The 15,982-nt window shown below is 60.4% G+C and carries 13 protein-coding genes; 9 read left to right on the forward strand and 4 right to left on the reverse strand.

Annotated elements, in window-relative coordinates:
- Positions 1-47: 47 nt before the first annotated feature.
- From NGM28_RS19060 to secA, 4 genes are all read right to left on the reverse strand, one after another.
- Positions 48-992 (reverse strand): Nudix family hydrolase, encoded by a 945-nt coding sequence (locus NGM28_RS19060; RefSeq protein WP_240065912.1) that lies wholly within the window; start codon positions 990-992, stop codon positions 48-50.
- Positions 989-1,621: a glutathione S-transferase family protein gene (locus tag NGM28_RS19065; RefSeq protein WP_240065911.1), complete on the reverse strand. Its 633-nt coding sequence runs from the start codon at positions 1,619-1,621 to the stop codon at positions 989-991. Before NGM28_RS19065 ends, NGM28_RS19060 begins: the two co-directional genes overlap by 4 nt.
- A gap of 139 nt (positions 1,622-1,760) precedes the next feature.
- Positions 1,761-2,978: a bifunctional glutamate N-acetyltransferase/amino-acid acetyltransferase ArgJ gene (gene argJ, locus NGM28_RS19070; protein WP_252091118.1), complete on the reverse strand. Its 1,218-nt coding sequence runs from the start codon at positions 2,976-2,978 to the stop codon at positions 1,761-1,763.
- A gap of 167 nt (positions 2,979-3,145) precedes the next feature.
- Positions 3,146-5,884, reverse strand: coding sequence for a preprotein translocase subunit SecA (gene secA, locus NGM28_RS19075; RefSeq protein ID WP_252091119.1), 2,739 nt, complete (start codon positions 5,882-5,884; stop codon positions 3,146-3,148).
- Between the two features lie 372 nt (positions 5,885-6,256).
- On the opposite strand from secA, the gene NGM28_RS19080 reads away from it, so the two are divergent.
- The 9 genes from NGM28_RS19080 to NGM28_RS19120 all read left to right on the forward strand — a co-directional run bounded on the left by NGM28_RS19080 (position 6,257) and on the right by NGM28_RS19120 (position 15,941).
- Positions 6,257-6,721 carry a DUF721 domain-containing protein gene (locus NGM28_RS19080; protein WP_252091120.1) on the forward strand — a complete coding sequence of 155 codons (465 nt, stop codon included), beginning with the start codon at positions 6,257-6,259 and terminating at the stop codon, positions 6,719-6,721.
- A gap of 746 nt (positions 6,722-7,467) precedes the next feature.
- Positions 7,468-8,214: a methyltransferase domain-containing protein gene (locus NGM28_RS19085; RefSeq protein ID WP_240065907.1), complete on the forward strand. Its 747-nt coding sequence runs from the start codon at positions 7,468-7,470 to the stop codon at positions 8,212-8,214.
- Positions 8,215-8,227: 13 nt separating this feature from the next.
- Positions 8,228-9,145, forward strand: a complete 918-nt coding sequence (locus NGM28_RS19090; RefSeq protein WP_252091121.1) for a class I SAM-dependent methyltransferase — start codon at positions 8,228-8,230, stop codon at positions 9,143-9,145.
- Positions 9,142-10,281, forward strand: a complete 1,140-nt coding sequence (locus NGM28_RS19095; RefSeq protein WP_252091122.1) for a M50 family metallopeptidase — start codon at positions 9,142-9,144, stop codon at positions 10,279-10,281. The genes NGM28_RS19090 and NGM28_RS19095 overlap by 4 nt, the downstream gene beginning before the upstream one ends.
- A 10-nt stretch (positions 10,282-10,291) precedes the next feature.
- Positions 10,292-10,447 (forward strand): 3-thiaglutamate biosynthesis pearlin carrier peptide TglA, encoded by a 156-nt coding sequence (tglA, locus tag NGM28_RS19100; RefSeq protein WP_252091123.1) that lies wholly within the window; start codon positions 10,292-10,294, stop codon positions 10,445-10,447.
- A 58-nt stretch (positions 10,448-10,505) separates the two neighbouring features.
- On the forward strand, positions 10,506-11,420 hold the full coding sequence (gene tglH, locus NGM28_RS19105; protein WP_252091124.1) for a peptidyl (S)-2-mercaptoglycine synthase subunit TglH: 915 nt from the start codon (positions 10,506-10,508) through the stop codon (positions 11,418-11,420).
- Complete coding sequence (locus tag NGM28_RS19110) at positions 11,410-12,216, forward strand: hypothetical protein (RefSeq protein WP_240065902.1); 807 nt, start codon at positions 11,410-11,412, stop codon at positions 12,214-12,216. Before tglH ends, NGM28_RS19110 begins: the two co-directional genes overlap by 11 nt.
- Positions 12,217-12,219: 3 nt before the next feature.
- Positions 12,220-14,664 (forward strand): lantibiotic dehydratase, encoded by a 2,445-nt coding sequence (locus NGM28_RS19115; RefSeq protein WP_252091125.1) that lies wholly within the window; start codon positions 12,220-12,222, stop codon positions 14,662-14,664.
- Positions 14,661-15,941: an MFS transporter gene (locus NGM28_RS19120; RefSeq protein WP_252091126.1), complete on the forward strand. Its 1,281-nt coding sequence runs from the start codon at positions 14,661-14,663 to the stop codon at positions 15,939-15,941. Before NGM28_RS19115 ends, NGM28_RS19120 begins: the two co-directional genes overlap by 4 nt.
- The last annotated feature ends 41 nt before the right edge of the window (positions 15,942-15,982 follow it).

Below are 15,982 nucleotides of genomic sequence, written 5' to 3' on the forward strand. Positions count from 1 at the left end.
GGGATTGCACACGCCCGTAGGAGCCGGCTTGCCGGCGAACAGCCCATTCAAGCCTCGGGCCAGAAAGCCCGGATCCCCGCGACACCTTGCGCCCCGGCTTCCCAGGCCCGCTCGCGCGCCCCTGGCCCGACCCCACCCAGCAAGAACACCGGATGGCTGATCCCGGCAATCAACCGCTGCGCCTCATCCCACCCCAGCGGCGTGGCATCCGGATGGGTCTGGGTCGCCTGCACCGGCGACAGGGTGACGAAATCCACCCCCATCTGCTCGGCCAGCGCCAGCTCCTCGGCGTTGTGGCAGGACGCCGCCAGCCAGCGTTCTTTCGGGAACGGCCGGCCCTTCGCGGCATACTTGCGCAGCTGCGCGGCGGTCAGGTGCCAGCCCGCCGACGGGAAGTCGCCCAGCCACTCCAAAGGCCCCTTGAGCATCAGCTGCGCCTTGCCCGCACACAGCCCGACCGCGTCCACCGCGACATCGCGGTACTTGGGGTCGTACATGTCGGGGGCGCGCAGTTGGATCAGCCTGATCCCGCTGGCCACCGCCTTCTGGATACCCTTGAGCAGCTCCGGCACCTCCAGGCCATCCGGCGTGATCAGGTACTGATCAGGCAGGCGCGCCGCGGCGACGATGGGCTTGTTGGCCTCGGGAAACTCGTACTGGCCCAGATCGCGCGGCGCCACCCAGGCCAACGGCTGGCCCTCGGCGCCGTGAGGCTCTCCGGTGAAGGCGTCGACTTCACGCACGTCCAGCAGCACCTGCTTGTCCGGATAGTCGTGGCTGACCTTGATCAATGGCCGAGAACGCGTGACCTCGATACCCAGCTCTTCGCGCAGCTCGCGGGCCAGCGCTGCCTCGACACCCTCGCCGTCCTCGACCTTGCCACCCGGGAACTCCCACAGGCCGCCCTGATGCTGCGTGTCGGCACGACGGGCGATCAGGATACGGCCGTCAGTACCACGAATGACCGCGGCAACCACATGAATCCGTTTCACCCTTCACGCTCCGCCAGGCCAGCCTTCTGCCAAGCCTGGAATGCAGGCCACTGGTAAATGGTTTCGATGTAGGCGGCCGCCGCGGCCGGCACTGCGACGCGGTAGGTGCGCAGGCGCACGGCCACCGGGGCGAAGAAAGCGTCGGCCAGGGTCGGCCGGCCGAACAGGAACGGGCCGCTGTCCTTGGCCACCAGGCGGCATTCGTTCCACAAGGCGACGATGCGGTCGATATCGACCTGCACGTCCAGTGGCAGCTCATCCGGCGCCTGGTCGCGGGACAGGTCGAAAGGCATTGCCCCGCGCAAGGCGAAGAAGCCGCTGTGCATCTGCGCGCAAGCCGAACGGGCCTGGGCACGGGCGGCAGTGTCCTCGGGCCAGAGCTTGGCCTCGGGGTGTTGCTCATTGAGGTATTCGGCGATGGCCAGGGAGTCGGCGATCACGCCATGCTCGGTCTTGAGCAAAGGCACCTTGCCAGTGGCCGAGAACGCGAGGAGGCGCTGGCGGGTGTCTGGCTGGTTGAGCTTGACCAGGGTTTCTTCGTAGGGGGCGCCGGCCAGTTCGAGGGCCAGGGCGCCGCGTAGCGACCAGGAGGAATACAACTTGTCGCCGATGATCAGGTGATAGCTCACGGTTGGGCTCCAGCGGATTCGGGATGTTGGGGCTGCCTTGCAGCCCTTTCGCGGCACAAGGCCGCTCCTACAGGAGATCGGACGCTCTTGTAGGAGCGGCCTTGTGCCGCGAAAGGGCCGCGAAGCGGCCCCAATTACATCAGGTACGGTACTCGGCGTTGATCTTCACGTACTCGTGGGACAGGTCGGTGGTCCAGATGGTTTCGCTGCACTGGCCACGGCCCAGCTCGATACGAATGGTGATCTCTTCCTGGGCCATTACCGCCGAACCCTGCTCCTCGGTGTAGCTCGGGCTGCGGCCACCCTGGCTGGCGATGCAGACGTTGTCCAGGTACACGTCGATCAGGCTGACATCCAGCGCCGGTACGCCCGCACGGCCCACTGCGGCCAGAATGCGGCCCCAGTTGGGGTCGGAGGCGAACAGCGCGGTCTTGATCAGCGGCGAGTGTGCCACGGCGTAGCCTACGTCCAGGCATTCCTGGTGATTGCCACCGCCGTTGACCTGCACGGTGACGAACTTGGTCGCGCCCTCACCGTCACGGACGATGGCCTGGGCCACTTCCATGCACACCTCGAACACCGCCTTCTTCAGCGCCTCGAACAGCGCGCCGCTGGCCTCGGTGACCTCAGGTACATCGGCCTTGCCGGTGGCGATCAGCATGCAGCAGTCGTTGGTCGAGGTATCGCCATCGATGGTGATGCGGTTGAACGACTTGTTGGCGCCGTCCAGCATCAGGTCTTTCAGCACAGCCGGTGCGACCTTGGCGTCGGTGGCGATGTAGCCCAGCATGGTGGCCATGTTCGGGCGAATCATGCCCGCGCCCTTGCTGATGCCGGTGACGGTGATGGTCTTGCCGCCGAACTGGAACTGACGGCTGGCACCCTTGGGCAGGGTGTCGGTGGTCATGATGCCGGTGGCGGCCTCGGCCCAGTGGTTCTCGGACAGGTTGTCCAGGGCGGCCTGCAGCGCGCCTTCGATCTTCTCGACCGGCAGCGGCTCGCCGATCACACCGGTGGAGAATGGCAGAACGGACTCAGCGGGTACGCCCGCCAGCTCGGCCAGCTTCGCGCAGGTACGCTCGGCCGCGGCCAGGCCTGGTGCGCCGGTGCCGGCGTTGGCGTTGCCGGTATTGGTCAGCAGGTAGCGCACGGTGCCCTGCACGCGCTGCTTGGAGAGGATCACCGGGGCGGCGCAGAAGGCATTCAGGGTGAACACGCCAGCCACGCTGGAGCCTTCGGCACAGCGCATCACCACCACATCCTTGCGCCCGGGGCGCTTGATGCCCGCCGAGGCGATACCGAGTTCGAAACCGGGAACCGGGTGCAGGGTGGGCAGGGGACCAAGACCAACAGCCATTAGAGCGCTCCTAGAAATTTCGCGGGGAATTTATGCGGGCCGCGTGGCGGCCCTTTCGCGGCACAAGGCCGCTCCTACAGAGCCTGGTGCAGAACCTGTAGGAGCGGCCTTGTGCCGCGATGGGCTGCAAAGCAGCCCAGGGATTTCAAGCTAACAGTGCAGTCAGATCATTCGATCTGACCATGGCAATGCTTGAACTTCTTGCCCGAACCGCACCAGCACGGCTCGTTGCGGCCCAGCTTCTGGTCATTGCGCACAGGCGCCGCGGCGACGGCGACTTCGGCGCCCTCCTCGCTGGCCTGCAGGTCGCTCTCCAGGCCAGGAGCGGCAGCGTGCTGGAACTGCATGCGGCTGGCCAGTTCCTCGGCTTCGCGGCGCAGGCGGGCTTCTTCTTCCGCCGGGTCCTCGCGGCGTACCTGGACATGCGACAGCACGCGGATGGTATCGCGCTTGATCGACTCCAGCAGCTCCTGGAACAGGGTGAACGACTCGCGCTTGTACTCCTGCTTCGGGTTCTTCTGCGCATAGCCGCGCAGGTGGATACCGTGGCGCAGGTGGTCCATGGTCGACAGGTGGTCTTTCCACAGGTCGTCCAGCACGCGCAGCAGGATCTGCTTCTCGAAGGTACGCAGCGCGTCCTCGCCAGCCTGGTCTTCCTTCTCGTTGTAGGCGTCGGTGATTTCCTTGATCAGCCGCTCGCGCAGGGTCTCCTCGTAGAGATGATCGTCCTCGTCGAGCCACTGCTGGATCGGCAACTTCATGGCGAAGTCGCTGGCCAGCGAGGCCTCCAGGCCGGCCACGTCCCACTGTTCGGGCAGCGATTGCGGCGGGATGTGCTGGCTGATGGTGGCGTCGAGCACTTCCTGGCGGAATTCGCCGATGGTGTCGCCGATGTTCTCGGCCGCCAGCAGGCTGTTGCGCATGTGGTAGATCACCTTGCGCTGTTCGTTGGCCACGTCATCGTATTCGAGCAGCTGCTTACGAATGTCGAAGTTGCGGCCTTCGACCTTGCGCTGCGCCTTTTCGATGGCGTTGGTCACCATGCGGTGCTCGATCGCCTCGCCGGACTGCATGCCCAGCGCCTTCATGAAGTTCTTCACCCGGTCGGAGGCGAAGATACGCATCAGGCTGTCTTCCAGCGACAGGTAGAAGCGGCTGGAACCGGCATCGCCCTGACGGCCGGCACGGCCACGCAGCTGGTTGTCGATACGGCGGGACTCGTGGCGCTCGGAAGCGATCACGTGCAGGCCACCGGCCTCCAGCACCTGCTGGTGACGCTTCTGCCAGTCGGCCTTGATCTGGGCGATCTGCTCGGGGGTCGGGTTGTCCAGGGCGGCTACTTCAGCTTCCCAGTTACCGCCCAGCAGGATGTCGGTACCACGACCGGCCATGTTGGTGGCGATGGTCAGCGCGCCCGGAGCACCGGCCTGGGCGATGATCTCGGCTTCCTTCTCGTGGTACTTGGCGTTCAGAACCTTGTGGTCGATCCCTTCCTTCTTGAGCAGGTTGGACATGTGCTCGGAAGTTTCGATGGTCGCGGTACCGACCAGCACTGGGCGGCCCAGCGCCATGCTTTCCTTGATGTCGGCGATGATCGCCGCGTACTTCTCGTCGGCGGTCAGGTACACCAGGTCGTTGAAGTCCTTGCGGGCCAACGGCTTGTTCGGTGGAATGACCATCACGTTGAGGTTGTAGATCTGGGCGAACTCGAACGCCTCGGTGTCGGCGGTACCGGTCATGCCCGACAGTTTTGTATAGAGACGGAAGTAGTTCTGGAAGGTGGTCGACGCCAGGGTCTGGCTTTCGGCCTGGATATTCAGGTTTTCCTTCGCCTCGATGGCCTGGTGCAGGCCTTCGGACAGGCGGCGGCCCGGCATGGTGCGGCCGGTGTGCTCGTCGATCAGGAGGATCTGGCCGTCCTGGACGATGTACTCGACGTTGCGGTGGAACAGCTTGTGCGCGCGCAGGCCGGCGTAGACGTGAGTCAGCAGGCCCAGGTTGTGCGCCGAGTACAGGCTCTCGCCTTCGGCCAGCAGGCCCGACTGCGTCAGCATGTCCTCGATGAACTGGTGGCCGGCCTCGTTCAGTTCGACCTGGCGGCTCTTCTCGTCAATGCTGTAGTGACCCTCTTGAGTCACCTGGCCTTCGACTTCCTCAATGTGCTGGGTGAGGCGCGGGATCAAGCGGTTGATCTCGATGTACAGCTTGGAGCTGTCCTCGGCCTGGCCGGAAATGATCAGCGGGGTACGCGCTTCGTCGATGAGGATGGAGTCGACTTCGTCGATCACCGAGAAGTTGAGCTCGCGCTGGAACTTCTCGTCCTGGCTGAACGCCATGTTGTCGCGCAGGTAGTCGAAACCGAATTCGTTGTTGGTGCCGTAGGTGATGTCGGCGGCGTAGGCGGCGCGCTTCTCTTCAGGCGGCTGGAAGGCCGAGACGATGCCCACGGTCAGGCCGAGGAACTCGTAGAGCGGGCGCATCCAGTTGGCGTCGCGGCGGGCCAGGTAGTCGTTCACCGTGACCACGTGCACGCCCTTGCCGGACAGTGCGTTCAGATAAACGGCCAGTGTACCGACCAAGGTCTTGCCTTCACCGGTGCGCATTTCTGCGATCATGCCTTCGTGCAAGGTCATGCCGCCGATCAGCTGGACATCGAAATGGCGCATGCCCATCACGCGCTTGCCGGCCTCACGGGCCACGGCGAAGGCTTCAGGCAACAGCTGGTCGAGGGTTTCGCCTTTGGCCAGGCGCTCCTTGAACTCTGCGGTCTTGCCCCGCAGCTGCTCGTCGGAGAGGGCCACCATCTTCTCTTCGAGAGCATTGACGGCGCTCACCGTCTTGAGCATGCGTTTGATTTCACGCTCGTTCTTGCTTCCAAAAAGTTTTTTTAACAAAGGCGCAAACATATCGGCAGGATCTTCCACACGTAGGGATGGAGGGCGGCCCCATGAGTCGCCCGTGCAGCCCTGAGGCCGCATGCGAACGAGCATTCTACCCGGAAACGATGGTGAGGAAAGTGGTGGATTTCCACGATGCTGGCACAGCGCTTTCTAGGGGGGCCTGACTAACATAGGGGCATTTTTCGCAAGTTCAAGGTACGCGAAGATGAAACGTATCGCGAATGACTTGCATCAAGATCCCGCAACCGATCTCGGGACAAGCCCTCTCCCCGCCCCGACCAGCGCCTGCGTGGGAACGGCGGTTCGCCGCGGCGACTTGCCCTGTAATGAATGCCCACCTGTTAGACTGTCGATCTTGTAACCCGTTGCGTCCTTCCCATGGCCTACAAACCTACCCCTGCCCGCCTCCCCGCCGACCTGCTGCGCAAGGCCCGGCCGCTGCGCCTGCTGCTCAATCAGGCCGAGCGCCTGGAACACCTGCAGCGCCTCCTGGAAAGCCAGTTGCAGCCGGCTGCCCGTGAGCACTGCCACGTGGCGTCATGGAAGGAAGGCACCTTGTTGCTGGTGGTGACCGATGGCCATTGGGCCACCCGTTTGCGCTACCAGCAAAAGCGCCTGCAACGTCAGTTACAGGCCATGGAGGCCTTCGCCAACCTGAGCCGCATCCTGTTCAAGGTGCAGCCACCACTGGTTTCGGCAATACATACGGGCCAAGGCATCGAACTGTCGAGCCGTGCCGCCAGCAACATTCGCGATTCAGCCGAAGGCATCAGCGATCCGAAGTTGCGTGCGGCACTGGAGCGCCTGGCCAGCCACGCGCAAGGCAAAGACCCTCACAGCTGATCGGCAACAGCCACTCAGAAAGCCACACCTGCGTTGCACCGACGCCACGCGCAGGGGACGAACGCCGGCGATCCGCCCCCTTCACCGATGGCTCGCCACGAACGAAACAGGCATGACCGTGCAGGCACCCTATTGAAGGTCGCTCAGCAGATGACGTGTGCTGCACCCGCTTGTTACCCCGACGATCAAAATGGCTGAAAATCGACTGCGATGCTTACCTAAATATCAATAAAATCAACAAGCTAAACTCAAGCCTTCGACTTCCGAGCAAAGAGCCCGCCATAGCGGCTCAGGTTTTGGCGCACGCCTTATTGCAGCCTGCCAACCTTTGACCCTATACTCGAGCGAATGTAAGTTCAGAGCGTTATAAGCGCTCTCGACGAGACCGTACAAATGGATCATTTGATAAGGACTTCACATGAGCACCGTTTTACTACCTTCTGAATCGCGCTCACTCAGCGCAGACACTTCCTACACTCTTTCGAGAAATCATCTTATTTGCGCCAGGGCCTGAATTTATTTTCGCCCTACTTCGGTGCGCCACCGCATATCAAGGCGGCATTCAGCACCCAATGTGCCCACCAAGTGGCAAGCGAAGACTAATTCCCTGGCACCCTTACTGATATTTCTATCATAGCCATCTCGGCGACACATGGCATTTGTGTGTCCTGCGCCGCGCATTGATGTGCCCAAAGTTCACATTGCAATCAAAACGACGCTCTATCATTACGCAAGGACGTGATCATATGCCTAGTTCTACCCAGTCAGCCGTTAACGTGCAGGATACCGTTGGCGATGGTGTGACGGCGGGGAACGCCGCCTGGACGTTTGGCGGTACGACCCCCTTGCATTTCGACTCGCATGTTTCCAAGTCTGTCCCCCGCTACAAGGACGGCCACGAGATCATCTTGTCGCTCAGCGACTTCTTCGTAAAACCGGACAGTGTCTGTTACGAACTGGGCAGCTCGACCGGGGCATTGACCCGGCAACTTGCGCAACGCCATTGCCCTTCAACGCAATGGATAGGCATCGACGTTGAAGATGCGATGACGCGCCAAGCCAAGGCATTGCTAGAGACTTCGCCACAGCAGAATTTGCACTTCGTCACCGACGACATCCTGACTTACGATTACGAAAAAAGTGATCTGATCATCGCTTACTACACGATCCAGTTTGTCCATCCTCGTGTTCGCCAGGCGCTGTTCGACCGCATCTATGAATCCTTGAACTGGGGCGGCGCTTTCATCATGTTCGAGAAAGTGCGCGGCCCGGACGCTCGCTTCCAGGATATTCTCAGCAGCCTGTATGTCGACTACAAACGCGACCAGGGTTATACCGCCGAAGAGATCCTGGCAAAAACCAGAAGCTTGAAAGGCGTGCTCGAGCCGTTCTCCACCGCGGGGAATATCGACATGCTTTCGCGGGCTGGCTTCACCGACATTACCAGCATATTCAAACATATCTGTTTCGAAGGTTTTTTCTGCATCAAGTAAGCTAGAGGCCGTCATGGACGACACTATAAGAATAAACTATCTTCAGCGCCTGAAGATGCCTGAACACTATCGTGCACAATCAATGGACTGCGAACTGTGCGGCGCTCAAGCACAGTGGGAATTGCTCAGCGAAATCCAAGGTCCCTGCGACACCTCGGTGCCCCTGCCGGTACTGGGATGCCAGGCGTGCGGACATATTTATCAGAAATACCGTTTCGAACCCGCGTTCTACCAGGCTTACTACGACAAGTTTTATCGACTGAGCCTGTTCGGCGACTCTGAACCCGAGCGTGCTTTCTTTCTGGACCAGGTGCGTCGTGGCGAACACCTGCGTCGCTATCTGGCAGACCTGCTGCCGGACAAGGGCAAGTTGCTGGATGTCGGCTGCTCGGCAGGCGGGCTGATGCTTCCCTTCGCCAAGCATGGCTGGACCGTGAAAGGTAATGATCCAGACCATGCCTACGTGGAGTATGGCAAGAAAATAGGCTTGCCCATCGACCGGGTCGACGCGGAGAACATGAACACCTCCGGCGACTACGACCTGATCATCATCAACGGGTCGCTCGAACATGTGCACGATGTCAATGTGGTGCTGCAAAAGTGCCGCCAGGCCTGCGCCGAGAACGGGTTGCTACTGATCGAAGGCCGGGCGCTCGGCCATGGTCTGCTTCAAGGTTTCTTGACCCATAACCACCGGCGCTACCTGAGCGCAAGCAGCATCGAGTACTTGATGCGTGCGCATGGCTGGGAACCCATCCGCACCACCGAGCAACCCGTTTGTGGCCCTACCCGCCCAGGCGCGGTGTTCGTATTGGGCCGTGCCTGTGCACCCGCGGATGACGCTTCGCTCGCGCAAACCATGGCGGCAGGTCGAAAGGCGCTGTTGGAGCGTTTCAGGCCAGGCCTTCAAGCGCTGCAGGCAAGCGCATGAGCAGCTCTGTCTACAGTGACGTCGCAACGCAGGTCACGGGCTATTCCCGCTTCAGGGAAGACCTCGTGATTACACGTGCAGACGAAGGAAACTCGACATCGCGTTACTGTGTGCACGACCCCGTCTCCGACATCAGCTTTGAGTTAGGCAAGGCGGAGTACCGCCTGGCCATGCTCTTCGATGGCAAGCGCAGCCTGCACGAAGTCGCCAGTACGGCGCTCGATCAACTGCGGATGAAAGTCAGCGAGGACAAGCTCGCTCAGTTCGAACGCAGGCTGTTGCATCTCAAGCTGCTCAGCCAAGGAGATGGCACGCACAAGAAAGACCTGCAGGATCCCGCCACGGGGATTACTTATGGTCCGCTCAAGACGTATCTGCTGGTCAATCTGATCAAGATGAACCCGCAACCGTTGCTGGACAGCCTGTACCGACTTGCCCCCTGGTGTTGCAGCCGTGGGTTCGTGGCGCCTTTGTTATTACTGGCCCTGTGCAGCTTCGGCTACCTGGGCATGCACATGGATGCGTTCATCGACGATGCCGTGGTGGTCTATGCCCAAAGTTATCGCTGGTTGCTTTGGCACTTCCCGGTCATCTTGACCTCCATCGCCCTGCACGAACTGGGTCATGCCATGGCGTGCCGACACTACCGGGTCAACGTTACCGACTTCGGCATCGGCATCTATCTCTTGCTCGCCACCGGCTGGGTTCGGCCAGAGCAACGCACCTGGACGAAACTCCCGCTTGGGCAGCGTGTGACCACGATCCTGGCCGGCCCATTCGTCAGCTTGCTCTACGCGGGCGTGGGTATTGCCTTATGGGCAGCATGGGGTGGTTCGGGCCCCTTCGGCGCGCTATTTGTCGTCATGATCGTGGCATCGTTCATCTCCCTGGTGCCGACATTGCTCCCCATCTTCAATGGCGACACCTACCTGGCGATTACCGAATGGCTGGGGCAACCCCGCCTACGCCAACGCGCCTTCAATTACGTAAAGGGGCGCCATCGCGCGACCGCACAACCTGTTTCCCCCGCCATGCATCGACTCTACTGGGGCACGGTGCTGCTGACCGGCCTGGGCTGGATCGCAGCCTGGGGCTTCACCGCAAATACACTGATCCACCTGTTCAACCACCCGTGAGGAGACTGTCATGACCCACAATCCCGCCGTACAACCTTTGCCGGAAACTGCGCAAACGCAAACCGATACCCCAACGCAAGCGCTTCCTGAAGTCGATGAAGGTGCACTGTTCGAAGAGTTCGAACTCGACGATATCGAAATCATCGAGAGCAAAGTGTTCGCTTGATCACCCAGTAATACCCCGGCCCAGACCGGGGTTCTCCAACACTCATATGGATAAACGCATGGCCCGGTTCTCCAAGCCTGAGCCTATAGGCGTGGGCATTCAGTACAACCCTGAAATTCTCGACTGGTTTCCTTTCGAGGCTATCGAAGTCGATATTCTGGAAGTGCTCCTGGACAACATCATGGCTCCGATCGACGGACCGCAGATCATCAAGCCTGGGGCCCGTGAGGTGATGGAGCGGCTGTCGAAAAACTTCACCTTGTTGGCCCACTCCAACTACGGTTGCGACTTCGGCTTCAGCCCATTGGAAGAGACCGCTGCCGTGCAGCGCCATGTGCCACTGGCGAAGATGTTGAACAGCCCCTGGGTCGCCAATCATTGTTTCTACGGTGACAACTCCTGGTTGGATATCTGGAGCAGCCCACTTCAGTTCTCCAAGGCCGAAGTGCTCCGCTGCGCGAAACGGGCCAAGTCATTGCAGTCCAGCTACGGCATGCCGCTGGCACACGAAAACGCCGCCTACTACCTGCCATGCCCTGGCGCCGAGATGCGTGAAGCAGAGTTCCTCGCCAGGCTCGTGGACGCGTCCGGAACATTCTTGCATCTGGATCTGCACAATATTTATACCAACCACCTGAACCTCAAGCAGTTCGACCTGCGTGACTACCTCGACACCCTGCCTCTGGAGAAGGTGATCTCGGTACATTTGGCGGGCGGTAGCTGGCATGACGGTCTCTACCACGACTGGCACGATTCTGCCGTACCTGAACCCGTCTGGGATCTCTATCAAGAGCTGCTGTCCCGGGCACGTCCTGCCGCAGTGATACTCGAGTATCAGGGGCAAGCTCACCACGCGATGACCCGGGTGATGAATGCCGATGACGAGCACATGATCGTCAGCGACGTTCGCCGCGCGCAACAGATCTGGAATCATTACATAACGCCGCCACAGGAACGCGCTCATGGACGCTGAACAGGTATGGAAACTATGGCGACGCCTGCTGCGTGATGAGGCATTGCAAGAAAGGCTGTTCCAGGCGCGCGGCGCAAGCGAGTGGTTAGCGGGCTTTGCGGAAAACGAACGGGCGATCCTGCAGGCATATGGGGATCAATTCGAGCGCGTGAAATGGTTTGTCGAAAACTATCAGTTTCGCTTGGTCAATTCGTTCATCAATGCCCTTGAGACGGGTGCGCCACTGACCTTGCGCGCCTTGCTCAACCTGGGGTTTGACCTCCCGGTCTTGTCCAGGACGTTCCTGCGGGAAAAAGAATGGTTCGATTACGGGCCGAAGGTTTATAGCTACTGCGATGCCGCCCTCGAGTTTCTGCTCGGTCGCGCGGAGTTGCAGGAGCACCCATGCTTGCGTGATTTGATCGGCCTGGAACGCGAATGTGTCGCGCTCTACAGGGGCTTGCTTGCCCCGCAAACGACCACGCCGGATCACTATCAACGGACCTGTAGCGCACGTCTCTACACAAGCACCTACGCCCTGTCCACCTGGCTGCGCGACAAAGGCCAGTTGGGATTGAGCCAGCTGGCAGCTCAACCCGAGCATATCCTGGTGTATCTACCCACACCTCAGGCGCGGCATAAGTTCACCTTGATCAGCAAGCGCACTGCGCATCTCTATCAGTTCCTCGAGGAGCCGCTACAGACGCCGGCCCTCGCCCGGCTGTTGAACGCGAACGATGACGACCAACCTTGCGCCGCAGACATGGCCTTGCTGAGCAAACTCAAGCAACTCAACGCGATCAGGATTCCCTGCTAGAGAATGGAAAGCTCACACTATTTTTGGCTACGCTCCACCGGTTTTCCGATCCACCACCTGACGGCCCTGGGAGGGCTTTCGGAGCTCCCAGGCTGCGCAGCCTTTGAACGAACCTATCGTGCGCTTGAAAACATGCGTGTCGTTTTGCTGGCCCACGCCAACGACCACCCCACGCCGCAAGCGTGCCGCAAGTTGGTTCGCAAGCTCAATGAGCGCACCGCGTTGCAACCGGCTGACCTGCCAGAAGACTTGCGCCTCCCACTGGCACAGGCATTGGCGGAACGCAATCGACTATTGACCGAACTGCAAGCGCGGGAGGCGGCGGATGAACAATATGCTGCGTACCTGGAGCGTGCCAGACAGGGACTGATTGACGCGCTCGATGACGACGCGATCGCCGAGGCGCTGTTCATCTCCAATCCTGCGGCACGTGCACGTATCGATGAACTGATCCGTGACCGCCACAGCAGTAACGACAGCCGTAAAAAACAGAAGCTGCGCCTGGGTTGGGCCTACCTGCAGCGATTTTGCGCGAAAAACGATACGGCCAGCTTCTTTGGCCCACTGGCCTGGGGGCAGTTCGATCGGCAACTCGAGGCCAATGTCCACTGCCGGCGAAGCGAAGGACCGTGGCTCAGACAACGCCATACATGCTTCGAAAACTGGGTGGTGCAGCGTCTGGTCGCACAGCTTAACCAGCATTGCCCAAACACCGACGCCCTGCCGTTGAGGCTGAACGAAGGCTGCTATCTGCACGGGCACACCTTGCACCTGCCAATCGACAAGCGTCGCCAGGTGGATGCGCAAACCGCTCGGATCCTGGAGCACATCGCTAGCCAGCAACACGCGTTACCGACGCTTTGCGAACTCCTCCACGCGAGCCCCTTGGACACGCATGGCAACATCAGGGCGCTGCTTGAACACCTTGTTCGCCAACGCGTGGTGCGTCGAGGCTGGCGGGTTTCACCGCGCGAACGCGACCCGATGGCACGGTTGCGAGCCTGCGTAAATTCGCCCGGCATCGATGAAACCTTCAGCCAAGGGTGGCAGGCACGCTTTGATGCCCTGGAAGCCGCAAGGGCGCAATACGCTGACGGCAACCTGCAACAACGGGAACACGCGCTGCTGCACATGAATACGTTATTGGCAGAGGCTGGCATCGACTTGAGTAGAGAGACCGGCGCAATGTACGTCGGCCGCTACCCCGTGTATGAAGACTGCTCCAGAAACCTTGAAATCAGCTTCGGCCAACACCTGTTTACCGAGGTGAAGGCACAATTGGCGCCTTTGCTGAACATTCATCGATGGATGATAAAAGCGATCGGCTATCGCCTTCATGAGGCGTACCTCCAGGCCTGGGAGCAATGCGCACAAGTGGACAGCGATGGCGTACCGCTCCTGGCACTCCTCGATAAGCTGGCGCCATTGCTCCCCACGATAGAGTCGGATATTGCCAGCGACCTCGAACAGCGCTTGGGCGCGGCCTGGGATGGCGTGTTGCAAGGTTTCGTCGGGCAGCACGAAGTGCATCTAGGCAACGACCAGGTTGAAGCATTGCTCGAAACCCTGGATACCGATCTTCGGGTCAATGACTTCCAGGTGTTCGGCAGTGATTTCCACTCTCCGGACTTCATGCTGTCCAGTGCCTCGGTCGAGGCCCTCAATCAAGGCGACTACCAGATCGTCGTTGGAGAAGTGCATCCGGCGGTGCATACGCTCAGTCAGCCGGTCGCGGCCCCGTTCAGCCCATTCAATACGCAGATCAACGAGCAAGTGGCGCAGCTCTTTGAACGCCCACGCCTGATCCTGGCGGACTCACCCGACAGTTATCAGCGCTCGCATATCGATTGGCCTTTGCAACCGCGTTACTTGCAGTTGGTGTTGCCATCCGGCGGCGGCTGCGTACCGCCCCAGCAGCAGTTCGCGGCGGGCCGAGCGCACGTACGACTCGTGAATGGGCGCTTGCAGGTGGTGGATGTGTTCGGGCAGTTCGAAGAGGACTTGCTGTGCGTATTCTCCACCCCCATGCACCGGCTGGGTTTCGCCTTGGCCGGGGCCGCCATCGCCAAGCACGACAACCGTCGTGTCTGGCTAGGCCGCACATTGTACAAAAGGGCCTCATGGTTATTCGCCGTCGACGAACTGCCTCAACCGAAGGGCTCCATCGATGCACTGGACTATCCCATCGCATGGCGTGCCTGGGCCAGCCAACAGGGCCTGCCACGCTATGTCTTCGTGAAGATCGACACGGAGCCCAAACCTCAGTTCATCGACTTCGAAAACCCGTTATCCCTCGATGGCATCATCAACGCGCTGAAAGACGCCAGGCAAGTGAAGTTTTCAGAAATGCGTCCAGACCCCGAACAACTTTGGCTCGAAGAGGCGCGCGGGCGCTTCTGCTGCGAAATTCGCACGACCTTTTCCTGTAATGAGGACACTACCCAATGAGCAGTGAACAACCCACTTCGCTACTCAAGGCCGATCAGGAAGTAAAGCGCTCATTCCTGTATTTGTTCCTGACGATCTTCGTGCCATTCGGCCTCGGACATTTCGTGTCCTATCTGTTCCGCACCGTGAACGCCTTGATCTATGGTGACCTGACTCAAGAGTTGCACTTGCCTGCCAGTAGCCTGGGGCTGCTGACGGGGGTGTATTTCCTGACGTTTGCGGCCGCACAGCTTCCCCTCGGCGTGCTACTCGATCGCTACGGCCCACGCAGCGTACAGGTGCCCATGCTGATCTTTGCCGTAGTGGGCTCGTTGATCTTCAGCTCGGCACACTCCCAATGGGGGCTGATCATTGGACGTGGCCTGATTGGCCTCGGCGTTGCAGGCTCGTTGATGAGTGCGATCAAGGCCTGCTCGATCTGGCTCCCCCCCGAACGCCTGCCATTGAGTACCGCCTGCCTGTTATCGGTTGGAGGCTTGGGCGCCATGGCATCAACCACGCCATTGCATGAATTGCTCAAGTGGATCAGCTGGCGGGAAGCCTTCTTGATTTTGGCGGTTCTCACACTGTGTGTCTGCACCATTATTCACCTCAGCGTGCCCCGTGCTTATACAGCCAAGAACACCACGCTCGCGCAGATGGCCACAGCGGTCGCGACCCTCTACCGCTCCTGGACGTTCTGGCGCCTGGTGCTGTACTCCGTGTTTGCCCATGCGATCTACATGTCGGTGCTGTCGCTCTGGATGGGGCCATGGTTAAGGGACGTGGCGCAACTGAGCGAAGCGAGCATGGCCAATACGCTGCTATGGGGAACGGTGGCGATGGTGGCGGGTTCGCTGACATTTGGCTCGATTACCGATTACCTGCGACGCTTTGGCGTCCAGCCCATCATGGTGTGCGGGACGGGAGTCGCGGTGTTCATCGGTTTCCAGGTGCTGATGATCAGTGGGCTTGCGATCCCACCGCTGCTCATCGCCATGGGTTTCAGCTTCTTCGGCACCGCGACCACCATGAACTATGCCATCGTCGCCCAATCCGTACCGGTAGAACTCGCCGGACGAGTGAGTTCGTCATTCAACCTGGTGGTGTTCGTACTGGCCTTCATTCTGCAATGGCTTATGGGAGCACTGCTGAATCTGTGGCCTGCCACATCCTCAGGGCATCCCATGATTGCCTACCAGTGGTCGCTGGGGACGATGATTGCGCTGCAGATACCAGGCATATTGCTCTGGCTGACGTTCCGCCCCTGGAAGCGTGAGCGCCCAGCCTCCTGCTGAGTGGGCCTTGTTGCCGACGCGCCAGAACCTGGACGTCGGCC

It is taken from the genome of Pseudomonas sp. MWU13-3659 (assembly GCF_023757525.1).
GTDB classification, from domain to species: Bacteria; Pseudomonadota; Gammaproteobacteria; order Pseudomonadales; family Pseudomonadaceae; genus Aquipseudomonas; species Aquipseudomonas entomophila_E.

Coding starts and splice junctions, on each gene's coding strand:
- argJ (WP_252091118.1), bottom strand. CDS start 2,978: ATGGCTGTTGGTCTTGGTCCCCTGCCCACCCTGCACCCGGTTCCCGGT.
- secA (WP_252091119.1), bottom strand. CDS start 5,884: ATGTTTGCGCCTTTGTTAAAAAAACTTTTTGGAAGCAAGAACGAGCGT.
- NGM28_RS19080 (WP_252091120.1), top strand. CDS start 6,257: ATGGCCTACAAACCTACCCCTGCCCGCCTCCCCGCCGACCTGCTGCGC.
- NGM28_RS19085 (WP_240065907.1), top strand. CDS start 7,468: ATGCCTAGTTCTACCCAGTCAGCCGTTAACGTGCAGGATACCGTTGGC.
- NGM28_RS19090 (WP_252091121.1), top strand. CDS start 8,228: ATGGACGACACTATAAGAATAAACTATCTTCAGCGCCTGAAGATGCCT.
- NGM28_RS19095 (WP_252091122.1), top strand. CDS start 9,142: ATGAGCAGCTCTGTCTACAGTGACGTCGCAACGCAGGTCACGGGCTAT.
- tglA (WP_252091123.1), top strand. CDS start 10,292: ATGACCCACAATCCCGCCGTACAACCTTTGCCGGAAACTGCGCAAACG.
- tglH (WP_252091124.1), top strand. CDS start 10,506: ATGGCCCGGTTCTCCAAGCCTGAGCCTATAGGCGTGGGCATTCAGTAC.
- NGM28_RS19110 (WP_240065902.1), top strand. CDS start 11,410: ATGGACGCTGAACAGGTATGGAAACTATGGCGACGCCTGCTGCGTGAT.
- NGM28_RS19115 (WP_252091125.1), top strand. CDS start 12,220: ATGGAAAGCTCACACTATTTTTGGCTACGCTCCACCGGTTTTCCGATC.
- NGM28_RS19120 (WP_252091126.1), top strand. CDS start 14,661: ATGAGCAGTGAACAACCCACTTCGCTACTCAAGGCCGATCAGGAAGTA.